Below are 16751 nucleotides of genomic sequence, written 5' to 3' on the forward strand. Positions count from 1 at the left end.
GGTGCATCTGATCGTGGACGGATTGCCTGCGCATAAGAAAGCCATCGTCAAGGACTACGTCGCCAGTACGGCGGGCAAACTGACCTTGCATTTCCTGCCCGGATACGCACCCGACCTCAATCCAGATGAGCTAGTTTGGAGTCACGTCAAGCGCAATGGCGCCGCCCGACGTCCTTTGCAAAAAGGCGAAAAGCTGGGCCCGCGAATTCACGAGCAGCTTGCCCAAATTGGACGCAACCCGAAGCTCGTGCGGTCGTTCTTCAGGCATCCATGTGTCCGCTATATTTCTGACTCATGAGTAATCCGAAGAACAATCCTCTCTGCCTGCGTGGTGACCATGCTGGTTTCCGCATGCTCGACCACGCCCATACCGGCAAGTCAAGCGGCGCCAGCACCTTCCGAGAGACTTAGCGGATTGCAAACGCCGCCACCCGGCGAGTTTGCAACGCTGGTCGTGACCCGGGATCAAGGGTTCTACGGCAGCGCTTGCGATACAGTCCTGTCAGTCGATGGGAAGGAAGTGGGCCGACTCAAATCCGGTGAGGTCGCCCGCTTCTACGCCAAACCGGGGGCGATCATTCTTGGCGCCCAGACTTCGGCAATGTGTCTCGGTGGCTTGAAGGAGAGGGAGGTAAGGCTCACCCCAGCTGCGACGGTCCGTTATCGCATTTCCATCGATTCGAGTGGCGGCCTGGATTTGTCCCCGACCGCATTCTGACTGCAAGGTCTTCACGTCCGGCGGACTCCCGACTCGTTGGCACCGCACGGGGCGCGTTGACTAGTGGCGCCGCCATACCATCAGGGAGTCCGAAGTGCTCGGGCTCAACGAAAGGAATGAGCGCGCCCGGCGCGCCCCGAATGGCGAGCCGTACGAGTTACCCCGAGTCTGTCAGTGCGCAGGCATCCGCCTGATCGCGCCACCAGTCGGTCCAACGGAGAGCGAGCCTGTATGTTTCTGGTTCCGATCATCTTGATGTAGCCCTGAAAGCACAAGGCGCTGCCATGGTGGCGTTGACAAGCGTGGCCTTCGGTTGCTTCCAGAAGATTACCGAGGTGAACCTGAAGGCTGCCAAAGCGGCCTTTGTAGGGCAGCAGGGTGTGGCGGCGGCCCTTGCGGCCAATGATCCGCTGGCGCGCCGTCTCCAGAGCAACCTTATCCAACCGGCGACAGAGAGCGCCCTCGCGTATACGCGTCAGATCCAGGAGATCGTTGCCGCCGCGCAGGTTGAGTTCCAACAGGTTATCGACGCCGACCACGAACAAAACGGTCGTCGCGCCCAGGACTACGTCGCCCACGTCGTCAAGCATCTCCCCGCTTGCGCAGACGCTGTCGAGCCTGACCTCCACGGCCCTCGAAGGCTTTGAGAAGCTCGTCGAACTAAATCTGCAGGTCGTGAAGACGGCCCTGTCGGAAAATCTGGACGGCGCCAAGCGCGCGCTGTCCGCCAATGCTCCGCAGGAACTGATGGAGATCCAGTCGTCGCTGGTGCAGCCAGCTGGCGAGAAGGCGGTGGCTTACGCCCGCCAAGTCTACGAGATCACATCGGAAACGCAGAAAGAGCTGGCCAAGGCGGCAAAAGCCACAGTGACTGAAGGTTCCCAGAAGCTGCGTGAGACTGTCGACGACCTCGTGAAGAATGCGCCGGCCGGCTCGGAATCGGTCGTGGCAATGGTCAAGTCGGCGATTGCCGCTGCCGACAATGCGTACGAGTCGGTGGAGAAGGCGGCCGCGCAGGTGGTGGAAATGGCAGTATCCAACCTCGAGGCCGCCGCCACGATGGCTACAAATGCTGCGCAGCAAGCGGGCGCGAAGGCAAGTATTGCCTCTAGGAAGGCTTCGGCAGCCGCCTGGTACTGCTGCGGGTGATACTCTCAAGCCAAGAGTGTGTTCCCGCTTACAGTGCTGTTGCGTTGCCTCTAACACCGCGCGAAGGGCTTCCGACGATGGTCGGCGAGCCCTTTCTCCTTTTTGGAGACCGCCGACCAGGTATTAGCCGGCGAGCGACGGCTCGACCGAGATCCCTGAGCCAAGTCCGATCCGTGCGGTCGGCATTGACGGCGGCTACCTTCGGCAGCCGGCCACCGGCGCCGCCAGGACGGCTGGTTTGAGGTGATCGTGGGGAAGTCCCTGCGGGATCAGGATGCCGGCATAGCTTTGCCTACGTGCACAATCTGGAGCGCCGACCGGCCGCTCGTATGTGGAATTTCCTTCTGCGCGAAGGTCTGCAACCCAGTCAGCCGGTCACCTTCCTGTCGGACGGCGGAGATACCGAACGGGTTTGCCCAGCTCGGCTTTGGTGACCGCAGCGAGTATGTCCTCGATTGGTTCCATATCGCAATGCGGTACAGAACCGAACTTCCTGACGACCTTCTACGTGAAGGTCTGCAACCGAGTCAGTTGAGTTGGAAGCCAGATGGCGAAGTAGTGCCGCAACCGCTCAGTCATCAGCGACCCGCGCCAACTCTCCTCCATTTCAATCGTTCAAGGAGATGGCCGTCACAGCGATGTCATTTTGGGCCCGACATAATCGCTCATCAAGCAACTCTGATCGAGTGGTATGCACGTAACGATTCGCACATTTACTATCCCAGGAAAGCGGAGCCGCGAACCTCTGCACCAAGCGGCTGTGTACGCCACGATAGGACAGGACGCCGCTCCCCTCATGAGAAGTGATTGGAGTCAGCGAGAGTCCGATGTAGTCAAAGCAGCGCTAAATTGGGCTCGACGGAACTCCTGTATCGTGTCGAATCCCCGGTTGGGTCATCATATGGAATCGCTGCCGGCCGCGAAGTGGAACGGTTGCCATGGCACTGCTGCCCAGCACGATGGGATTCAGACGCGATAGTACATTTCTACCCATCATTGCGCTCCGTATCCAGTCGAAAGGTGTCAGCAATGCTGTAATCCTCCAGGACCTACAGCAGCTAACCAAAATGGGCGTGATGCCGGCAAGAGCGGACGAAGGCTCCTGATTCAGCTGCCGGCTTTGCCGAAGCACGACAGGACGCGTTGCCTTTCAGATTCCTTGGTTCTGCTGCTCAGGAGCCGCAGAGGGGGCTAGTTTCAGACGTACCTGCTTGGACAAGGTCTTGGCAACGGGCGATTCCCGCACCGCGCCCCGCAGAAGTTCTTTTTTTGATTCGGACAGCGAGCCCTCGTGATCGATCTCGACGCCGAAGTTCGAATCAGTCTCGAGGCGCTCAATGGCGACCTTCACGCTGAATCCTGTGAAGGTCACGCCTGCCCATTGTCCCACTATTTCAGGCGATGACCTTCTACTCTGCGGCAGGCTGCTCGCGCATGCGACGGGCCTCGTCGCGCAGGAACTGCTGGTAATCGTCCAGATCGCCATCGAAGGGCTCGACGCCGCCCTTGGTGACCAGCCAGAACTCGTCACATACGGCGCGCAGCAGGGCACGGTCGTGACTGACCAGCATCACTGTGCCTTCGAATTCGTTGAGCGCCATGCCTAGCGCTTCGCGTGTGGCCAGGTCGAGGTGGTTGGTAGGCTCGTCGAGCAGCAGCAGGTTGGGGCGCTGCCACACGATCATGCACAAAACGAGCCGCGCCTTTTCGCCGCCGCTCATCGTGCTAACCGCCTGATGGACCATGTCGCCACTGAAGTTGAAGGTGCCGAGGAAGGTGCGAAGGGATTGTTCGGTTCCACTCTGGCCAGGGGCGCGCATGTGAGCCGGCGTGTCCTTGGCAAGGCGAATCATGTGTTCCATCGGCGTATCGAGCGGGCGCAGCACGTCGAGTTCCTGCTGTGCGAAGTAGCCGATATTCAGGCCTTTGCCTTCGCTGATTTCGCCGGCAATCGGCGCCAGCGCGTGCGCCACCGTCTTCACCAACGTGGACTTGCCTTGGCCGTTGGCACCGAGAATGCCGATGCGCTGCCCGGCCAGCACGGAACGGTTGATGCCCCGCACGATGACCGTGGGCGGCGTGCCCGGCAGTGCGCCTGTCGGCGCCGGGTAGCCGAAGCTCGCGTCCAGCATCGACAACAGCGGATTCGGGACGTTGAGCGGCTCCTTGAACTCGAAGTTGAACTCTGCGTCGGCAAGCACCGGTGCGATCTTCTCCATGCGTTCGAGCGCCTTGACCCGGCTCTGTGCCTGCTTCGCCTTCGAGGCCTTGGCCTTGAAACGGTCGATGAATTTCTGCAGGTGTGCGATCTTGTCCGCCTGCTTGGCCATTGCGGCCTGCTGCAATACCAGCTGCTCAGCGCGCATGTCTTCAAACTTGCTGTAGTTGCCGCCATAACGCACGAGCTTGGCGTTGTCGACGTGCACCGTCACCTGCGTCACCGCGTCGAGGAATTCGCGGTCGTGGCTGATCACTACCAGGGTTCCTTGATAGCGCTTGAGCCAGGCTTCCAGCCAGACCAGCGCGTCGAGGTCGAGGTGATTCGTCGGCTCGTCGAGCAGCAGCAGGTCGGACGGGCACATGAGCGCGCGCGCCAGTTGCAGTCGCATGCGCCAGCCGCCGGAGAAACTGTTGACCGGCTGACTAAGCTGCGCAGCACTGAAGCCAAGGCCCAGGATCAGCGCTTGGGCGCGTGCGGGGGCATCGTGCGCACCGGCGTCATGCAGGGCCATGTAGGCGTGCGCCATGCGCATGCCGTCGTCGTTGGCCTCGGCGGCGGCTACTTCGGCCTGCGCGGCCAACAGAACGGTATCACCCTCGACTACGAAGTCGGTCGCGCTCTGCCCGGTCTCCGGCATCTCCTGCGCGACCTGGCCCATCTTCCATGCAGCGGGAATCGAGAACTCGCCGCTGTCTTCGTGCAGCGTGCCGTTGAGGAGACCGAAGAAGGACGACTTGCCGGCGCCATTGCGGCCGACAAGACCGATCTTTTCGCCGGGGTTGAAGGTGACGGACGCGCGGTCGAGTACGGCATTGACGCCACGACGCAGCGTGACATTACGGACGGAAATCATAGGGAGAGCTACTTCGGAGAGGATTGGCATGATAGCCGAACGGACGTGCAGGGCTGTCGCTTTTCTGGCCGCCCGCGTGAGGAGCCGCTTGCGCCTTGCGGCGCCCACCGGCCACAAAGCAAGGCAGCCCCCGGCGCATCGGGCGTTCCGGCTGCGGGGCCAGCGGACATAACGATGCGAAGGGTTTTGGGTTCATCACGCCGGACGACGGCAGCGATGACCTGTTCGCGCACTTCTCCGAGGTTCAGGGAAGCGGCTTCAAATCGCTTCAGGAAGGTCAGAAGGTCAGTTTTGAAGTCAAGCAGGGCCCCAAGGGGAAGCAGGCAGCGAGCATCAAACCGCTGTAAATTTTCTGCTCTGCGAACGCGTCCTGTCAGGGCAGCGATCAGGCCTATGCGTAATCGCTGCGGGTGCGGAGCAGGGCATCGAAAGGGGGCGCGCGCCTCCGCCTTTGCTCAACGCTCGAGAAAGGGCCTCAACTTGTCGGCGCGACTGGGATGCATCAGTTTGCGCATCGCCTTGATCTCAATCTGACGGATCCTCTCGCGGGTCACGTCGAACTGCTTGCCGACCTCTTCAAGCGTGCGATCGGACGTCGTATCGAGCCCGAATCGCATCCGCAGGACCTTGGCCTCGCGCGGCGATAACCCGTCGAGTGCCTCATCGATCGCGGCGCGCATGTTCGCGTGAATCGCGGCCTCAGCTGGTGAACTCGCGGAGACATCCTCAATCATGTCGCCGAGCGTCGCGTCGGCGTCGTCGCCCACGGGGGTCTCGAGGGAGACCGGTTGCCTCGCGCTCCTGAGGATACTGCGCACTTTTTCCTCGGACATCTCCATGCGCTCGGCGAGGACGGCGGGATGCGCTTCCTGCCCCGTGTGTTGCAGGAATTCGCGCGAAATCCGGTTCAGCTTGTTGATCATCTCGATCATGTGGACCGGCACACGAATGGTCCGCGCCTGATCGGCAAGTGCGCGCGTGACAGCCTGCCGGACCCACCAGGTGGCGTACGTCGAAAACTTCCAGCCGCGCCGGTATTCGAATTTGTCCACTGCCTTCATCAGGCCGATATTGCCTTCCTGGATCAGATCCAGGAACTGCATACCCCGGTTCACGTATTTTTTGGCAATTGATATGACAAGCCGAAGATTCGCTTCGATCAGCTCTCGCTTGGCCTGCCGCATTTTCAACTCCGCGGCACTCATCTCGCGATTGATCCGCTTGAGCTGCTGGAGCGGCAACGAGACCCTGGCCTCGATGTCGATGAGTTTCTGTTGGGCGGCCTGAATGGCCGGCAGATGTCGCTCGAGCGCCGCGCCAAACTGCCGCGAAGTCGCCGCCATGTGGCTGGTCCATTTAAGGTCGGTCTCGTGGCCCGGGAACGACTCGACAAACGCCTCGCGCGGCATGCCGCAACGATCGACGGCGATCTCCAGGATGCTGCGCTCGATTGCACGAACCTCGGCAACCTGCTCGTGCACACTGGCACACAGGCGGTCGATAGTCTTGGCCGTAAAGCGGACCGGTACCAGTTCACGCTGGATCTCCGAGCGCAGTTTCGCAACGGCTGCAGAACGGGCTTTCCCAGTAACGGGTGCATCCGGCAGCTGCTCGAACAGTGCCCGGACGCGCGCGAAAATCGCAAGACCGTCGATCGTGAGTTGTTCGAGGCGGGCTGCGTTCGCTTTCTCCGGATCGCCGGCGTCCGTTTCAGCATCATCACCGTCCGGGTCATCGTCGGAGGCGTCTGCTTCCACTTGAGCTTCATCGGACTCTAGCGTTATTTCGCTTTCGTTCAAGTCGTCGTTGATGCCAGCGACCAGTTCGTCGATACGCAGTTCGCCGGCAACGATGCGGTCCACATCTGCAAGAATCGTGGACACGACTGACGGACAGGCGGCGATCGCCTGAATCATGTCCTGCAGGCCGCCTTCAATGCGTTTGGCGATCTCAATTTCACCGGCGCGTGTCAGCAGTTCACTGGCGCCCATTTCGCGCATGTACAGTCGGACCGGATCAGTCGTGCGGCCGAATTCGGAATCCACCGTCGACAGTGCAGCTTCCGCTTCCTCATCCGCCTGATCGTCGGATGCCGCGGCAGGCCCGGCATTGCTCAACAGGAGTGTTTCCGCGTCCGGCGCCTGCTCATACACGGTCACCCCCATGTCGCTGAATGTGCTGACGATCATCTCCATCGCAGCAGTTTGCGTAAAGTTATCGGGCAGGTGATCGTTGATGTCCGCGTGGGTGAGATAACTGCGCTCGCGGCCAAGCGCGATCAGCGCGCGCATCTGGCGTTGACGCTCCTCGTCCTGGCGCGCCATGAACGCGATCTCCAGCGGTGTTGCGACTGCTTGGATCTTTCCTTTTGGAGAGCGGCGGCCGGTCTTTGATGTGACCGCTATCGAGCGGGATGCTGAATCGTCGCGAACTGAATTTGCCAATACACTCTCCTCGACAGATTGGCCGACGATCGTCGCGGACATGACGGCTGGTTAAGCCCGTCGGGGTGCGAACGAAATCGTGGAATGACGCACGGACATTTGAGGCCGGAATGCCTCCCGCGGAGTCCAGTGCGCAGAATGGGGATTTTTAATAATACCAGATGTCGTTGTGCGGTGCAATATGCGATTGCCACTGGTTTGCCAATAGCCATCGGACAGGACCTGCTATAGCCTGGCTCAAGCTAATCCCTGGCGAGGAATGAGGCTTGACCGGCTTGTCGATGGTGAGTTGTGGCGCACATTGCGGATCCGGCTCAACCTTCCAATACGTCCGATAATCGCCCGCAACATGTTGCCCTGTTCATTGACGATGGTGGGCGCAATCGCGAACAGCCGGGCTACGTGGGTACGGCCGCCGCCAGCGTGGATATACGCCTCCAGGTGTTCGGTAAACTGGAAGGCGGCACGCAGCAACGCGGACTGATCGCTGATGCCGGACGACTCCCACGACTGCGAGATATTGCGATGGCCATCCGGCGCGTCGGGAACGCCGATGCCAGGCACGATGTGGAGCAAACGCGAGGGCGCAGCGATGGACTCGTGCTGGACGACCGCGTCGAGCGTCGCGCGCAAGCGGCTGCCCTGGTAATCGAGCGCCAGCGCACCCACCCCGGCGCGGCGCGATTGCTGATCGAGTCCTGTGTCGCCGCTGCGATAGCCGCCATTGAAGCGCACCCCGAACTCCCGCTTTGGGCCGAGTCGGCGGCTCAGATCCACGGATCCTCCGATTTGCGCGGCCGATGCATAGTCCGCACCGATCTGCGTCGCATCCGTGCCCGTGGCGCGCTTCGGTACGATATTGATGCCGCCGCCGACGCTGCCGCCCGGTGCCATCCCTGTCAGGACGGCCGCCGGGCCTTTGATCAGTTCGATCCGCTCGACGTAGCCGGTGGATACACGATAGTTCGACGCCACGCCGTAGATGCCGTCGAACGCTATCTCGCCAAAATTTCCGTTGCTGAAGGGGAATCCGCGAATCGTGTAGGCATCGAGAATGCCGCCAGGCTTGCTGACCGAACGCACCGACGCATCGCTCTCGATCATGTCGCCGACCGTGCGCGCCTGCTGATCCTGTATCGCCTGGGCCGTGTAGCCGACCGTGCTCAGTGGCGCGTCCATGACGTCGGTATTGCGCAGGAGCCCGAGGTGCGTCCCGCGTGCCAGTTGGCCGCCGGGGACAGCGGCAGGCAGATCGCCACGCATCGCGGCGCCGCTGACGGTGACTGTCGGCAGGGTCTGGACCGCCTCCGCCTTCCCAGCCAGCGCTCCCTCGCGCTTGCGCACCCGATACCCGCCGTCAGGCAGGGCCACGGCTTCCAGGTCGCTGTCAGCCAGCAGCGCCCGCAGGCCGTTCGGAATGGTGAAGCGACCCTGCAGGCCCGGGCTTTGCAGGCGGCCAAGCGATGCCACGCCCGACCAGTATCGGCGGTCGAACGCATTGATCACGCTGGCGCGGAAGGTGGTGGCCTTGCCTGTCACCCTGGTGCGATAGCGCGCGCCGAAGTCAAAGGTGGTCCAGGCCGGCACCGACTGCGTATTGGCCTGGTTCACATAGGTCTTGCCGGTGTCGTTGACGGCCCCCGTCAGCGTCAGGCCCTGCAACCAGGGCAGGTCCCACTCGGCGCCGAGGTTGGCCATGACGTTGGGCACGCCAACCGGACGATTGCCCTGCGTGGCAGCGCTGTTGGTCTTGGTCAGCTCGGCGTCCAGCAGCGTTACGCCGCCCAGCAGGCGCACGCGCTTGAGCACTTCGCCCGACACCGTCAGTTCCAGACCCTGGTTGCGCTGCTCGCTGTCGACGGCATAAACCGTGCCGTAGAGCTGGCCGCTCGGCTTGGTCATGCGGAATGCTGCCAGCGTGGCGATCAGCGATCCGCTGTCCACCTTCACGCCAACCTCCTGCTGCTTGGTCTTGTACGGTGCGAACACCTGCCCGGCGTTCGAAGCCGTGGCCGGCGCGATATCGCCCTTGCTCAGGCCTTCCACATAGTTGGCGTAGAACGACACGTTGCGCCACGGCTTGAACACGATGCCGGCCAGCGGCGTGACGGCACTCTCCTCGTAAGCGGCCGACTTCGCGCCAGTGGCCGCGACGTAGTTGTTCGACTCCACGTTCTGGTAGCGCAGGCCCAGCGTCAGGGCCACGCGGTCATCCATCGTCAGCGCCACGCCGGACAGCGTCGAATCCGACACCTTCGGCACGAACTGTGGCGCCGCGATGGACTGGGCCGGCCTTGCCACGGGTGCGTAGATATTCGATTGCACCGGGGTGCCGGACACGTTGGCATTGGCAATGCGATCCGCGTACAGGTTGGCCTGCAGCGCCAGCACATGACGAACGGGGCCAGTGTCGAACTTCGCACGGACCCCGGTATCGAACGACGAGCGGTTGATCTGGAAGCGCCAGCGTTGCATGGCCGATGACGTGTCGCCGGCCGCATTGAGCATCGTGGGCGTCTGGTCAGACAGGCGCGCGACGTCGGAACGGGTGCCGCCGGCGTCGGCGAACACGGTCACGTTGTCGGCGACGTCATATTCCACATGCAGCAGCGTGGAGACGTCGTTCGACTTCCACCAGGCCCAGGGCTGCGTCACGTTGCGGCGGCCATCCGGCGCTGCGGGCACCGGGAGGCCGCTGGCTACCAGGAACGGGCGCGTGGGCGCATCGACCCATTGGTACTGCTCGATCAGGTCGAGCGAGGCGCGCAGGCGCTCGCCGCGATAGTCCAGCGACAGCGCGGCGACTTCGGCTCGCGACTTCTGGTTGTCCAGTGGCGTCGGCCCCTGGCGGTGCAGGCCGTTGAAGCGGATGCCCCATTCCTTGCCTTCACCGAAGCGGCGGCTCAGGTCGACGGCGCCGCCGACCTGGGCATCCGAGGCGTAGTCCAGCGTAAAGCGGGTGAGATCCGTGGCTCCGGCACGCTTCGGCACGATGTTCACCACGCCGCCCACGCCGCTGTTCGGCGACATCCCGTAAAGCATCGCCGCCGGGCCTTTGAGCACCTCCACGCGTTCGATGTACTCAGTGAACAAATGGTAGTTCGGCGACACGCCATAGACGCCGTCAAACGCCACTTCAGACAGGTTGCCTTCGTTGATCGGGAAGCCGCGGATCATGAACGAGTCCGTCACGCCGCCGATCTGGCCCGTGAAGCGTGTCGACGGGTCGCCGCCCAGTACCTCGGCCAGCGTCACGGCCTGCTGGTCCTCAATGCGCTGGGCGGTCTCGCCAACATCGATCCGGCGCTGGTGGAACGCGTGGAAGTGTTGAGGGGAAGCAATGCGATCTATGGTGGTGGCGCTACCGGCGGCATCGTGTCGATTACGACGCGCCCCGCAGGCGGCCAGCCGCAGGCGGACACCACTGTGTCCTTTGGCACGCCGCTCACGCGGCTGCGGGCCGATGGCCTGAACGGCAGCGTGCAGCAGCATTTCGCTGGCAGCGAGGGCATTGTTGACTACGCGTTTGATGTGGGCGTACGCCATACCGGCAATTCGTATGACGCGAAGGGGCAGCGGATCGCGCCAGAGCCCAGCCAGGGCGACATGTTTCAGTCCAATGCCTACAACATCGGGGGCAAGCTGGGCCTGCGCTTTGCCCCTGATCAACGTGTGCAGCTCGCAGTGAGCCATTACGATGCCAGCCAGGACACCAAGTTCGCCTCCGATCCGAGCGTGGCGAAACTTCCGGCCGGCAGCGTGCCAGCGCGCGACATCGGCGGGCTGCAACTCGACGACCAGAACCGCATTCGCAACACGCTGGTAAACCTGGAATACGAACATCGCGATTTGCTCGGCAGCATGCTCTCGGCACAGTTCTACTACCGGGACTACTTCGCCCGTTTCACGCCGTTCGATGCGCGTGCCGTCTCGACGCGTGGGGGCAATGTCGACCAGGCCATGCAGAATTCGGAGGTATTTGGTAGCCGGCTGACCATCAAGACGCCGCTGACAAGCGACCAGCGTACCAGGCTGGTATGGGGCATGGACTTCGAGCAGGAACGCAGCGACATGCCGATCGATATCTTCGATCCGGCGGCCTACGACGCGAGCGGCGGGCGTGTGTTCACGAAGACGGGAACGCTCACCTATATGCCCCCGATTACCACGCGCAGCCTGGGCGGCTTTGGCCAGCTCCAGCACAAGTTCAACGAGCGCTGGTCCGCCGAGGGAGGCCTTCGCTACCAGTACGCTCGCGCCAGCTTCAACGACTTCGTGCCGCTTTCCCAGTCGCGGCTGGCGGCCCCGGCGACAGTCAAGGGCGGATCGGTGGACTACAGCGCGCTGCTGGGCAACATAGGCATCGCCTATCGGCCGGTGAAGCAGCATGAGTTCTATGTCGCATTCAGCCAGGGCTTCAACCTGCCGGACATCGGCTTGCAGGTGCGCAACGCCAGAGCCGGCTTCAATATCGGCTCGTCGGATCTGCAACCGGTCAAGACCAACAATTACGAAATGGGCTGGCGCGGTGCCTTTGATAACACACTGGCGTCGCTTGCACTCTTCTACACCACCTCGGACCTGGGCGACGTCCAGAGCTTCAATAACGGACTGATTCTCACCAGGACGGCCGAGCGCATCTACGGGGCGGAGGCGGCCGTCGACTACCTTTCCGATAACGAGCAATGGGGTGCCGGCGGCACGTTCACATGGATGCGCGGGCGCGAGACGCCGCAGGGAGGCAGCAGCCAGCAGATGAGCGGGTACCGCATCCCGCCCCTGAAACTGACGGGGTACGTGCAGTACCGTCCCGTGCCTGCCTGGAACAACCGGCTGCAAGCAACTTTCTTCGCCGGGCACGATTACAGGCTTAACGGCGTGAACAGTTTTGGCCGGCGTGACGTGAGCAGCTACACAACGCTTGATTTCATCAGCAGCTACAAGCTGGGGAAAAAGGACACCGTCACGGTTGGAATCCAAAACCTGCTGAACCGCTACTATTACCCCCTTTACAGCCAGCTCCTGCGCAATAGCAACAATACCAGCCACTTGCCGGCGGCGGGCATTACCCTGACGGCGACGTACCAGCATCGCTGGTAGATTTGCCTTTGTTTTCGCTGCAATGTTTGCCAGAACGGAGCGACAACCATGACCTAACCCGCCGACAGTCATCCCGGCCAACCGGCCAAGATGGTTGTCGCTGAACCGGCCGTCCTGCTTGACGCTATCTATCCCGGCCAACTACCGGCGTGTGTCCGCTTCCGCGGGTTCCAGCATGACCCAGTAGCGAGTGTGCTGCCGCACCCGGAGGCCGAGCGTACCGGCCAGCAAGTCCAGGCTGCGGTCGGTGTCGCGCAAAGGAAAGGTCCCCGATACATGCAGGTCGGCGATACCAGTGTCGCAGCGCACGGACGGCGAGCCTGGATATGCTGGCCATAGGCGCGCTGCTTCTCGATCGGAATGGCATCAAACGCCCAAGTATGCGCGCCGAGGCCCTTCAGGAAGCGGATCTTGGCCAGCGTCTCGTTTATGGTTGAGGGGCTGTGCCGTCCTGGCGGGCTCTTGAGCCATTCCAGCACGGTCGTTCCCGATGTCGCATGTTGGGCGAACACTGCAGCTTCGGCCTCTGCTCTCTGCGACAGGGGGACGACCGCCGGCGTCGGGTCCATACATGCACAAAAAGGACGACTACCCCAGAATGCACCGCTACTGCCGCTGTTGCGAGTTAATGGTCAATGCGGCAATCAGGCCAGCTTTGACTAGCAACTCCTCCGGTACGACCTCGTAGGCGGTGCCGGCGACGTCAACGGTACGACATTCCGACTCCCCGCAGACTGAACAGCAGGGACTGCTCCCCACTGAGGCATTGACCCAGTCCTCCATGGGCTTTCCGGCGATCCAGATGCGGTTGGATTCGGCCGGATTGGCCTTGAAGGTGGCCTCGTCAATCTCTCGGGTCTCCAACACCGGCTCGATGCCCAGCGGTATCAACTGTTTGCGCAGTTGCCGGCAAGCCCGCTCGACTTCATCACCCGTGCTGGCGCATCGGGGGCAAGTTTGCCCGCTGGACACAAGTCGCTGCCAAACGATGGGAAGGGTCTTCATAGCCTTACCTCGCAGAGGATGAATCAGCCACGATCCGAGGCTGCTGAATAAGCAGATGCTCCAGGCCCGCGACGCCGACGGGGGATTCGGCAAGCCACGGTATCAACGCGCAGTCATGGGCCAGGTCGTCGGTGACGCGACGGATGAATGGCACCTCATAGGCCCCACGCTCGCACAGCACGGGGTGGGTCGTCCCACTCGCCAGGAGCGACTGATTGATGACCCACGCGTAGGGCTCGATACCTGCGCGGGCCAAGTCTTTGGTAAGACGCTCTGCCTCGTGCACGGGCGTGGCCTCCGGCAGGGTGACAATGAGCACCCGCGTGTAGCACGGGTCGCGCAGCCGGGGCAACAGTTGCCGCACCGCCTCGGGCATGTCCCCTTGTGTGCGCATGACTTCGCGGTGATAAGCCTCGGCTGCGTCGAGCAGCAGGATGGTGTGGCCTGTGGGGGCCGTGTCCAGCACGACGAATCCGTTCCTGCCTTCATCCACGGTACGGGCAAAGGCCCGGAAAACGGCAATCTCCTCGGTACAGGGCGAACGGAGGTCTTCTTCCAACATCGCCCGGCCGGCGGCGTCCAGTTGATGTTCGGCCTTGGCGAGCACTTCCTCGGTGTACTGCCGTACTTCCTGAGATGGGTCGATACGGGTCACCGTCAGGCCCGGAACCCGACCGTCAACGGTGGCGGCGATATGCGCGGCTGGGTCGGTCGTCGACAGCACCACCCGGTGACCCTTCTGCGCAAGTGCCACGGCAATGGCGGCTGCGACGGTGGTCTTACCTACGCCGCCTTTGCCCATCGTCATGATGACGCCGTGGCCGGCGCGGGCCAAGTCCTCGACCAAGCCGCTCAAGCCGGGCGGCAAGCTGGTTTCTGGCATCTCGTGCCGGGTCGGCGACACCACGGTCTCGTGGTTGGCCATCGCACGCAGCGCGTCCAATCCGACAGTGCCGCGCGGCAGGAAGGGAATGCTCGTTCGCGGTAGTCCAGCCAGTTCGGCCGGCATGTTTGCCAATGCTTCCGCCGCCCGCTGTGCCATGGCGGTCGCAATTGGGTCGCCGGAGGTGGCGTCCGTGAACTGGCCATTAATGACCAGCGTCTGGTTGTGTATGCCGAGATCGGCCAGTTCCGCCCGCGTACGATTGGCTTCCCGCAAGGAGGCGGTGTCGGCGCGGGAAACCAGCACGACTGTTGTCTCAGTCGTGCTGGATAGCCGCGCGACGGTAGCCGCATATAGCGCTTTTTGCTTTTCCAGACCGGCCAGCGGGCCAAGGCAGGAGGCGCCTCCGGTGGAGGAGGAGATGAACTCGTCCCATGCCGACGGCAATGTCAGCAGCCGCAGCGTGTGTCCGGTCGGAGCCGTGTCGAAGATGACGTGGTCGAAATCCGCGGTGGCAGCATGTTCACCAAGGAGCTTCGAGAACTCGTCAAACGCTGCAATCTCGACGGTGCACGCGCCGGAGAACTGCTCCTCCATGCTCTGGATAGCCGCCTCTGGCAAAACGCCTCGGTAAGGAGCCACCATCCGTTCTCGGTAGGCCTGTGCCGCTGTTTCCGGGTCGACGTTCAGCGCAAATAGACCAGCCACCCCTGGTACGGCCGTCGGCACTTGAGTCAGGCTCACGCCAAGCACTTCGTCGAGGTTGGACGCCGGGTCAGTGCTGACGATCAGCACTGTTTTCCCAGATTCCGCCAGCGCCAGGCCGGTGGCACAAGACAGCGAGGTCTTGCCGACTCCGCCTTTGCCAGTGAAGAAGAGGTAACGGGTACTTGTCGATGGCAAGGACATGCGGCCTCCGCGTTAACAGCAGCCTGAGCCAGGCGTACAGCCGCCCAGCTTGACGCGCGGCTTCTCCGCTGTGGTCAGCGCGATATTGAGCTTCTGCGCCAGTTGTTGACGCGAAGGGTACATGCCAGTGGAGACAATGCGCCCGTCGACGGCAATGATGGGCAGGCGATCCATGCCGCCTTCCATTTCCTTCACCACGGCGGGGTTAGCCACGAACGCTTGCGGCTGCTGCCCCAAGTTGTACCGAGCCACCGTGACGCCATGTTCTTCGACCCATTTCAGGTCAGCGGCGAACTGCGCCAGTACGGGGTCGACGTCGACGCCACAGACACCGGTAGAGCAGCACATCGCCGGGTCAAAAATTTCCAGTTTCATGGTCAGGTCCTCCATTCAAGCAGTTTCAGAGCCCATGTTTTTAAAGTTAGCGAGTGAATCGACCTTCCGCCTTGCGCTGAATCAGGCCCACTTGCTCCAGTGAGAATAGTGACAACGACCTCCGCAAGCTGTTCGCCAATTCACGTGGCAAGTCGGCCATGATGCTCATTCCTTTGCGATGCATCGCCACGCCGTCAATGTGAACTTTGTTCAATCTGGCGGATCGCCATCAGCATGGCGATGGCCGCCACGCCAAGACCGGATGACAGCCACAATGACTTCGCGCCAAACGCGTCGAGGCATATGCCGAATAGCCAGGGAGCCAAGGCTTGCGCCACGCGCGCGGGAACCATTAGTACCCCTTGTCGGTGACCGTAGCCGCCGGGTCCGAAGATGACCAGCGGCAGGGTGCCCTTGGCGATCGTCAGGATGCCGTTGCCCGCGCCATGCAGCACGCCGAACAAGGGAGCTGCCGGTGCCCCAGCGAGCCCGAAGGCCAGTGCCCCGGCCGGATGAAGCGCCGCGGCCAGGCGGGCCGACAGCAACGGATGTACCTTGCGCAGCAGACCAAATTCCAGAATCCGTGCGCCGACTTGTGCCGGACCGATCAGCGCACCCACTGTGACGGCCGTTGCCAACGTTGCGCCGCCGGCTTGCAGCAACCGCGGAAGATGCGCCGCCATGGCTGTGCTAATGAACCAGGTGGCTGCGAAAACAGTGGCTAGCGCGAATGAAGCGAACCGCTGCGAAGACAGCTCATCCGTAGTAGCCTGTCGTGCCGTTGAGGGCGACCTGTTGGGCACTGGTGCCACAAGCGCCGCGACGCGCGGCATGCTCAGATTCAGGGCCATACCCAAGGTAAGATGAAGCGCCGCCCAGGCAAGACAGGCGCCGCGCCACCCAATGTGCGCCTCCATGAATGTTGTGAGAGGCCAGCCCACTGTGCTGGCAAAGCCGGCAATCAGCGTGATGCCGGTGATGGCGGCCCGCGAGCGGTTTCCATAAAGCACCACGAGGGTCGCGAATGCTGCTTCGTACAGCCCTGCGCCCATGCCCACCCCCAGGACCAACCAGGCGGCAAAGAGACTAACGGC

The 16751-nt window shown here is 62.4% G+C and carries 12 protein-coding genes and 4 pseudogenes; 6 read left to right on the plus strand and 10 right to left on the minus strand.

Going from position 1 to position 16751, the window contains the following annotated elements; all coding sequences use genetic code 11:
- From K309_RS40685 to K309_RS40695, 4 genes and pseudogenes are all read left to right on the plus strand, one after another.
- Positions 1 to 298 (plus strand): transposase (locus K309_RS40685; RefSeq protein ID WP_198030884.1); only part of this gene is annotated, 298 nt, incomplete at its 5' end.
- Between the two features lie 683 nt (positions 299 to 981).
- Positions 982 to 1365, plus strand: a complete 384-nt coding sequence (locus tag K309_RS40690) for a phasin family protein (protein ID WP_255360131.1) — start codon at positions 982 to 984, stop codon at positions 1363 to 1365.
- Positions 1307 to 1867, plus strand: a complete 561-nt coding sequence (locus K309_RS0130630) for a phasin family protein (RefSeq protein WP_029049889.1) — start codon at positions 1307 to 1309, stop codon at positions 1865 to 1867. The genes K309_RS40690 and K309_RS0130630 overlap by 59 nt, the downstream gene beginning before the upstream one ends.
- A 133-nt stretch (positions 1868 to 2000) precedes the next feature.
- Positions 2001 to 2344: pseudogene (locus tag K309_RS40695) on the plus strand (ISKra4-like element ISBte1 family transposase); the annotation flags it as partial.
- A 673-nt stretch (positions 2345 to 3017) separates the two neighbouring features.
- Here the strand turns inward: K309_RS40695 and K309_RS37970 are convergent.
- Both K309_RS37970 and K309_RS0130650 read right to left on the minus strand, forming a co-directional pair.
- Complete coding sequence (locus K309_RS37970) at positions 3018 to 3218, minus strand: hypothetical protein (RefSeq protein ID WP_156914500.1); 201 nt, start codon at positions 3216 to 3218, stop codon at positions 3018 to 3020.
- Between the two features lie 58 nt (positions 3219 to 3276).
- On the minus strand, positions 3277 to 4941 hold the full coding sequence (locus K309_RS0130650) for an ABC-F family ATP-binding cassette domain-containing protein (RefSeq protein WP_029049890.1): 1665 nt from the start codon (positions 4939 to 4941) through the stop codon (positions 3277 to 3279).
- A gap of 137 nt (positions 4942 to 5078) precedes the next feature.
- Between K309_RS0130650 and K309_RS0130655 the strand changes: the two genes are divergently transcribed.
- Complete coding sequence (locus tag K309_RS0130655; RefSeq protein WP_029049891.1) at positions 5079 to 5288, plus strand: cold-shock protein; 210 nt, start codon at positions 5079 to 5081, stop codon at positions 5286 to 5288.
- Between the two features lie 108 nt (positions 5289 to 5396).
- Here the strand turns inward: K309_RS0130655 and rpoD are convergent, their stop codons facing one another.
- The 3 genes and pseudogenes from rpoD to K309_RS42625 form a co-directional block, all read right to left on the minus strand.
- Entirely contained in the window at positions 5397 to 7427 is a 2031-nt protein-coding gene (gene rpoD, locus K309_RS0130660; protein WP_198030885.1) for an RNA polymerase sigma factor RpoD, read from the minus strand.
- A 195-nt stretch (positions 7428 to 7622) separates the two neighbouring features.
- The gene (locus K309_RS42620) at positions 7623 to 8648 is read right to left on the minus strand and encodes a TonB-dependent receptor plug domain-containing protein (protein WP_369796552.1); all 1026 of its coding nucleotides are present in this window, start codon (positions 8646 to 8648) and stop codon (positions 7623 to 7625) included.
- Positions 8649 to 8834: 186 nt separating this feature from the next.
- A pseudogene (locus K309_RS42625) lies at positions 8835 to 10670 on the minus strand (TonB-dependent receptor); the annotation flags it as partial.
- On the opposite strand from K309_RS42625, the pseudogene K309_RS37980 reads away from it, so the two are divergent.
- A pseudogene (locus K309_RS37980) lies at positions 10671 to 12485 on the plus strand (TonB-dependent siderophore receptor); the annotation flags it as partial.
- Between the two features lie 308 nt (positions 12486 to 12793).
- Here K309_RS37980 and K309_RS44365 read toward each other — a convergent pair.
- From K309_RS44365 to K309_RS0130695, 5 genes and pseudogenes are all read right to left on the minus strand, one after another.
- Positions 12794 to 13039 (minus strand): annotated as a pseudogene (locus K309_RS44365) (hypothetical protein); the annotation flags it as partial.
- A gap of 52 nt (positions 13040 to 13091) precedes the next feature.
- Positions 13092 to 13490 (minus strand): DUF2703 domain-containing protein, encoded by a 399-nt coding sequence (locus K309_RS0130680; protein ID WP_029049894.1) that lies wholly within the window; start codon positions 13488 to 13490, stop codon positions 13092 to 13094.
- Positions 13491 to 13494: 4 nt separating this feature from the next.
- Positions 13495 to 15282: an arsenical pump-driving ATPase gene (arsA, locus tag K309_RS37985; RefSeq protein ID WP_051320698.1), complete on the minus strand. Its 1788-nt coding sequence runs from the start codon at positions 15280 to 15282 to the stop codon at positions 13495 to 13497.
- Between the two features lie 12 nt (positions 15283 to 15294).
- Positions 15295 to 15657 carry an arsenite efflux transporter metallochaperone ArsD gene (arsD, locus tag K309_RS0130690; RefSeq protein ID WP_029049895.1) on the minus strand — a complete coding sequence of 121 codons (363 nt, stop codon included), beginning with the start codon at positions 15655 to 15657 and terminating at the stop codon, positions 15295 to 15297.
- A gap of 194 nt (positions 15658 to 15851) precedes the next feature.
- Positions 15852 to 16751, minus strand: a 900-nt coding sequence (locus tag K309_RS0130695; protein WP_029049896.1) for an MFS transporter, incomplete at its 5' end; no start/stop codon positions are given.

The organism is Cupriavidus phytohabitans (assembly GCF_000426345.1).
Classification (GTDB): Bacteria; Pseudomonadota; Gammaproteobacteria; order Burkholderiales; family Burkholderiaceae; genus Cupriavidus.

What these genes read in the sequence shown, in the direction of transcription:
- rpoD (WP_198030885.1), bottom strand. Translation starts at nt 7,427, where the DNA reads ATGTCCGCGACGATCGTCGGCCAATCTGTCGAGGAGAGTGTATTGGCA.
- K309_RS42620 (WP_369796552.1), bottom strand. Translation starts at nt 8,648, where the DNA reads ATGCGTGGCGATCTGCCTGCCGCTGTCCCCGGCGGCCAACTGGCACGC.
- arsD (WP_029049895.1), bottom strand. Translation starts at nt 15,657, where the DNA reads ATGAAACTGGAAATTTTTGACCCGGCGATGTGCTGCTCTACCGGTGTC.
- arsA (WP_051320698.1), bottom strand. Translation starts at nt 15,282, where the DNA reads ATGTCCTTGCCATCGACAAGTACCCGTTACCTCTTCTTCACTGGCAAA.
- K309_RS0130650 (WP_029049890.1), bottom strand. Translation starts at nt 4,941, where the DNA reads ATGATTTCCGTCCGTAATGTCACGCTGCGTCGTGGCGTCAATGCCGTA.
- K309_RS0130680 (WP_029049894.1), bottom strand. Translation starts at nt 13,490, where the DNA reads ATGAAGACCCTTCCCATCGTTTGGCAGCGACTTGTGTCCAGCGGGCAA.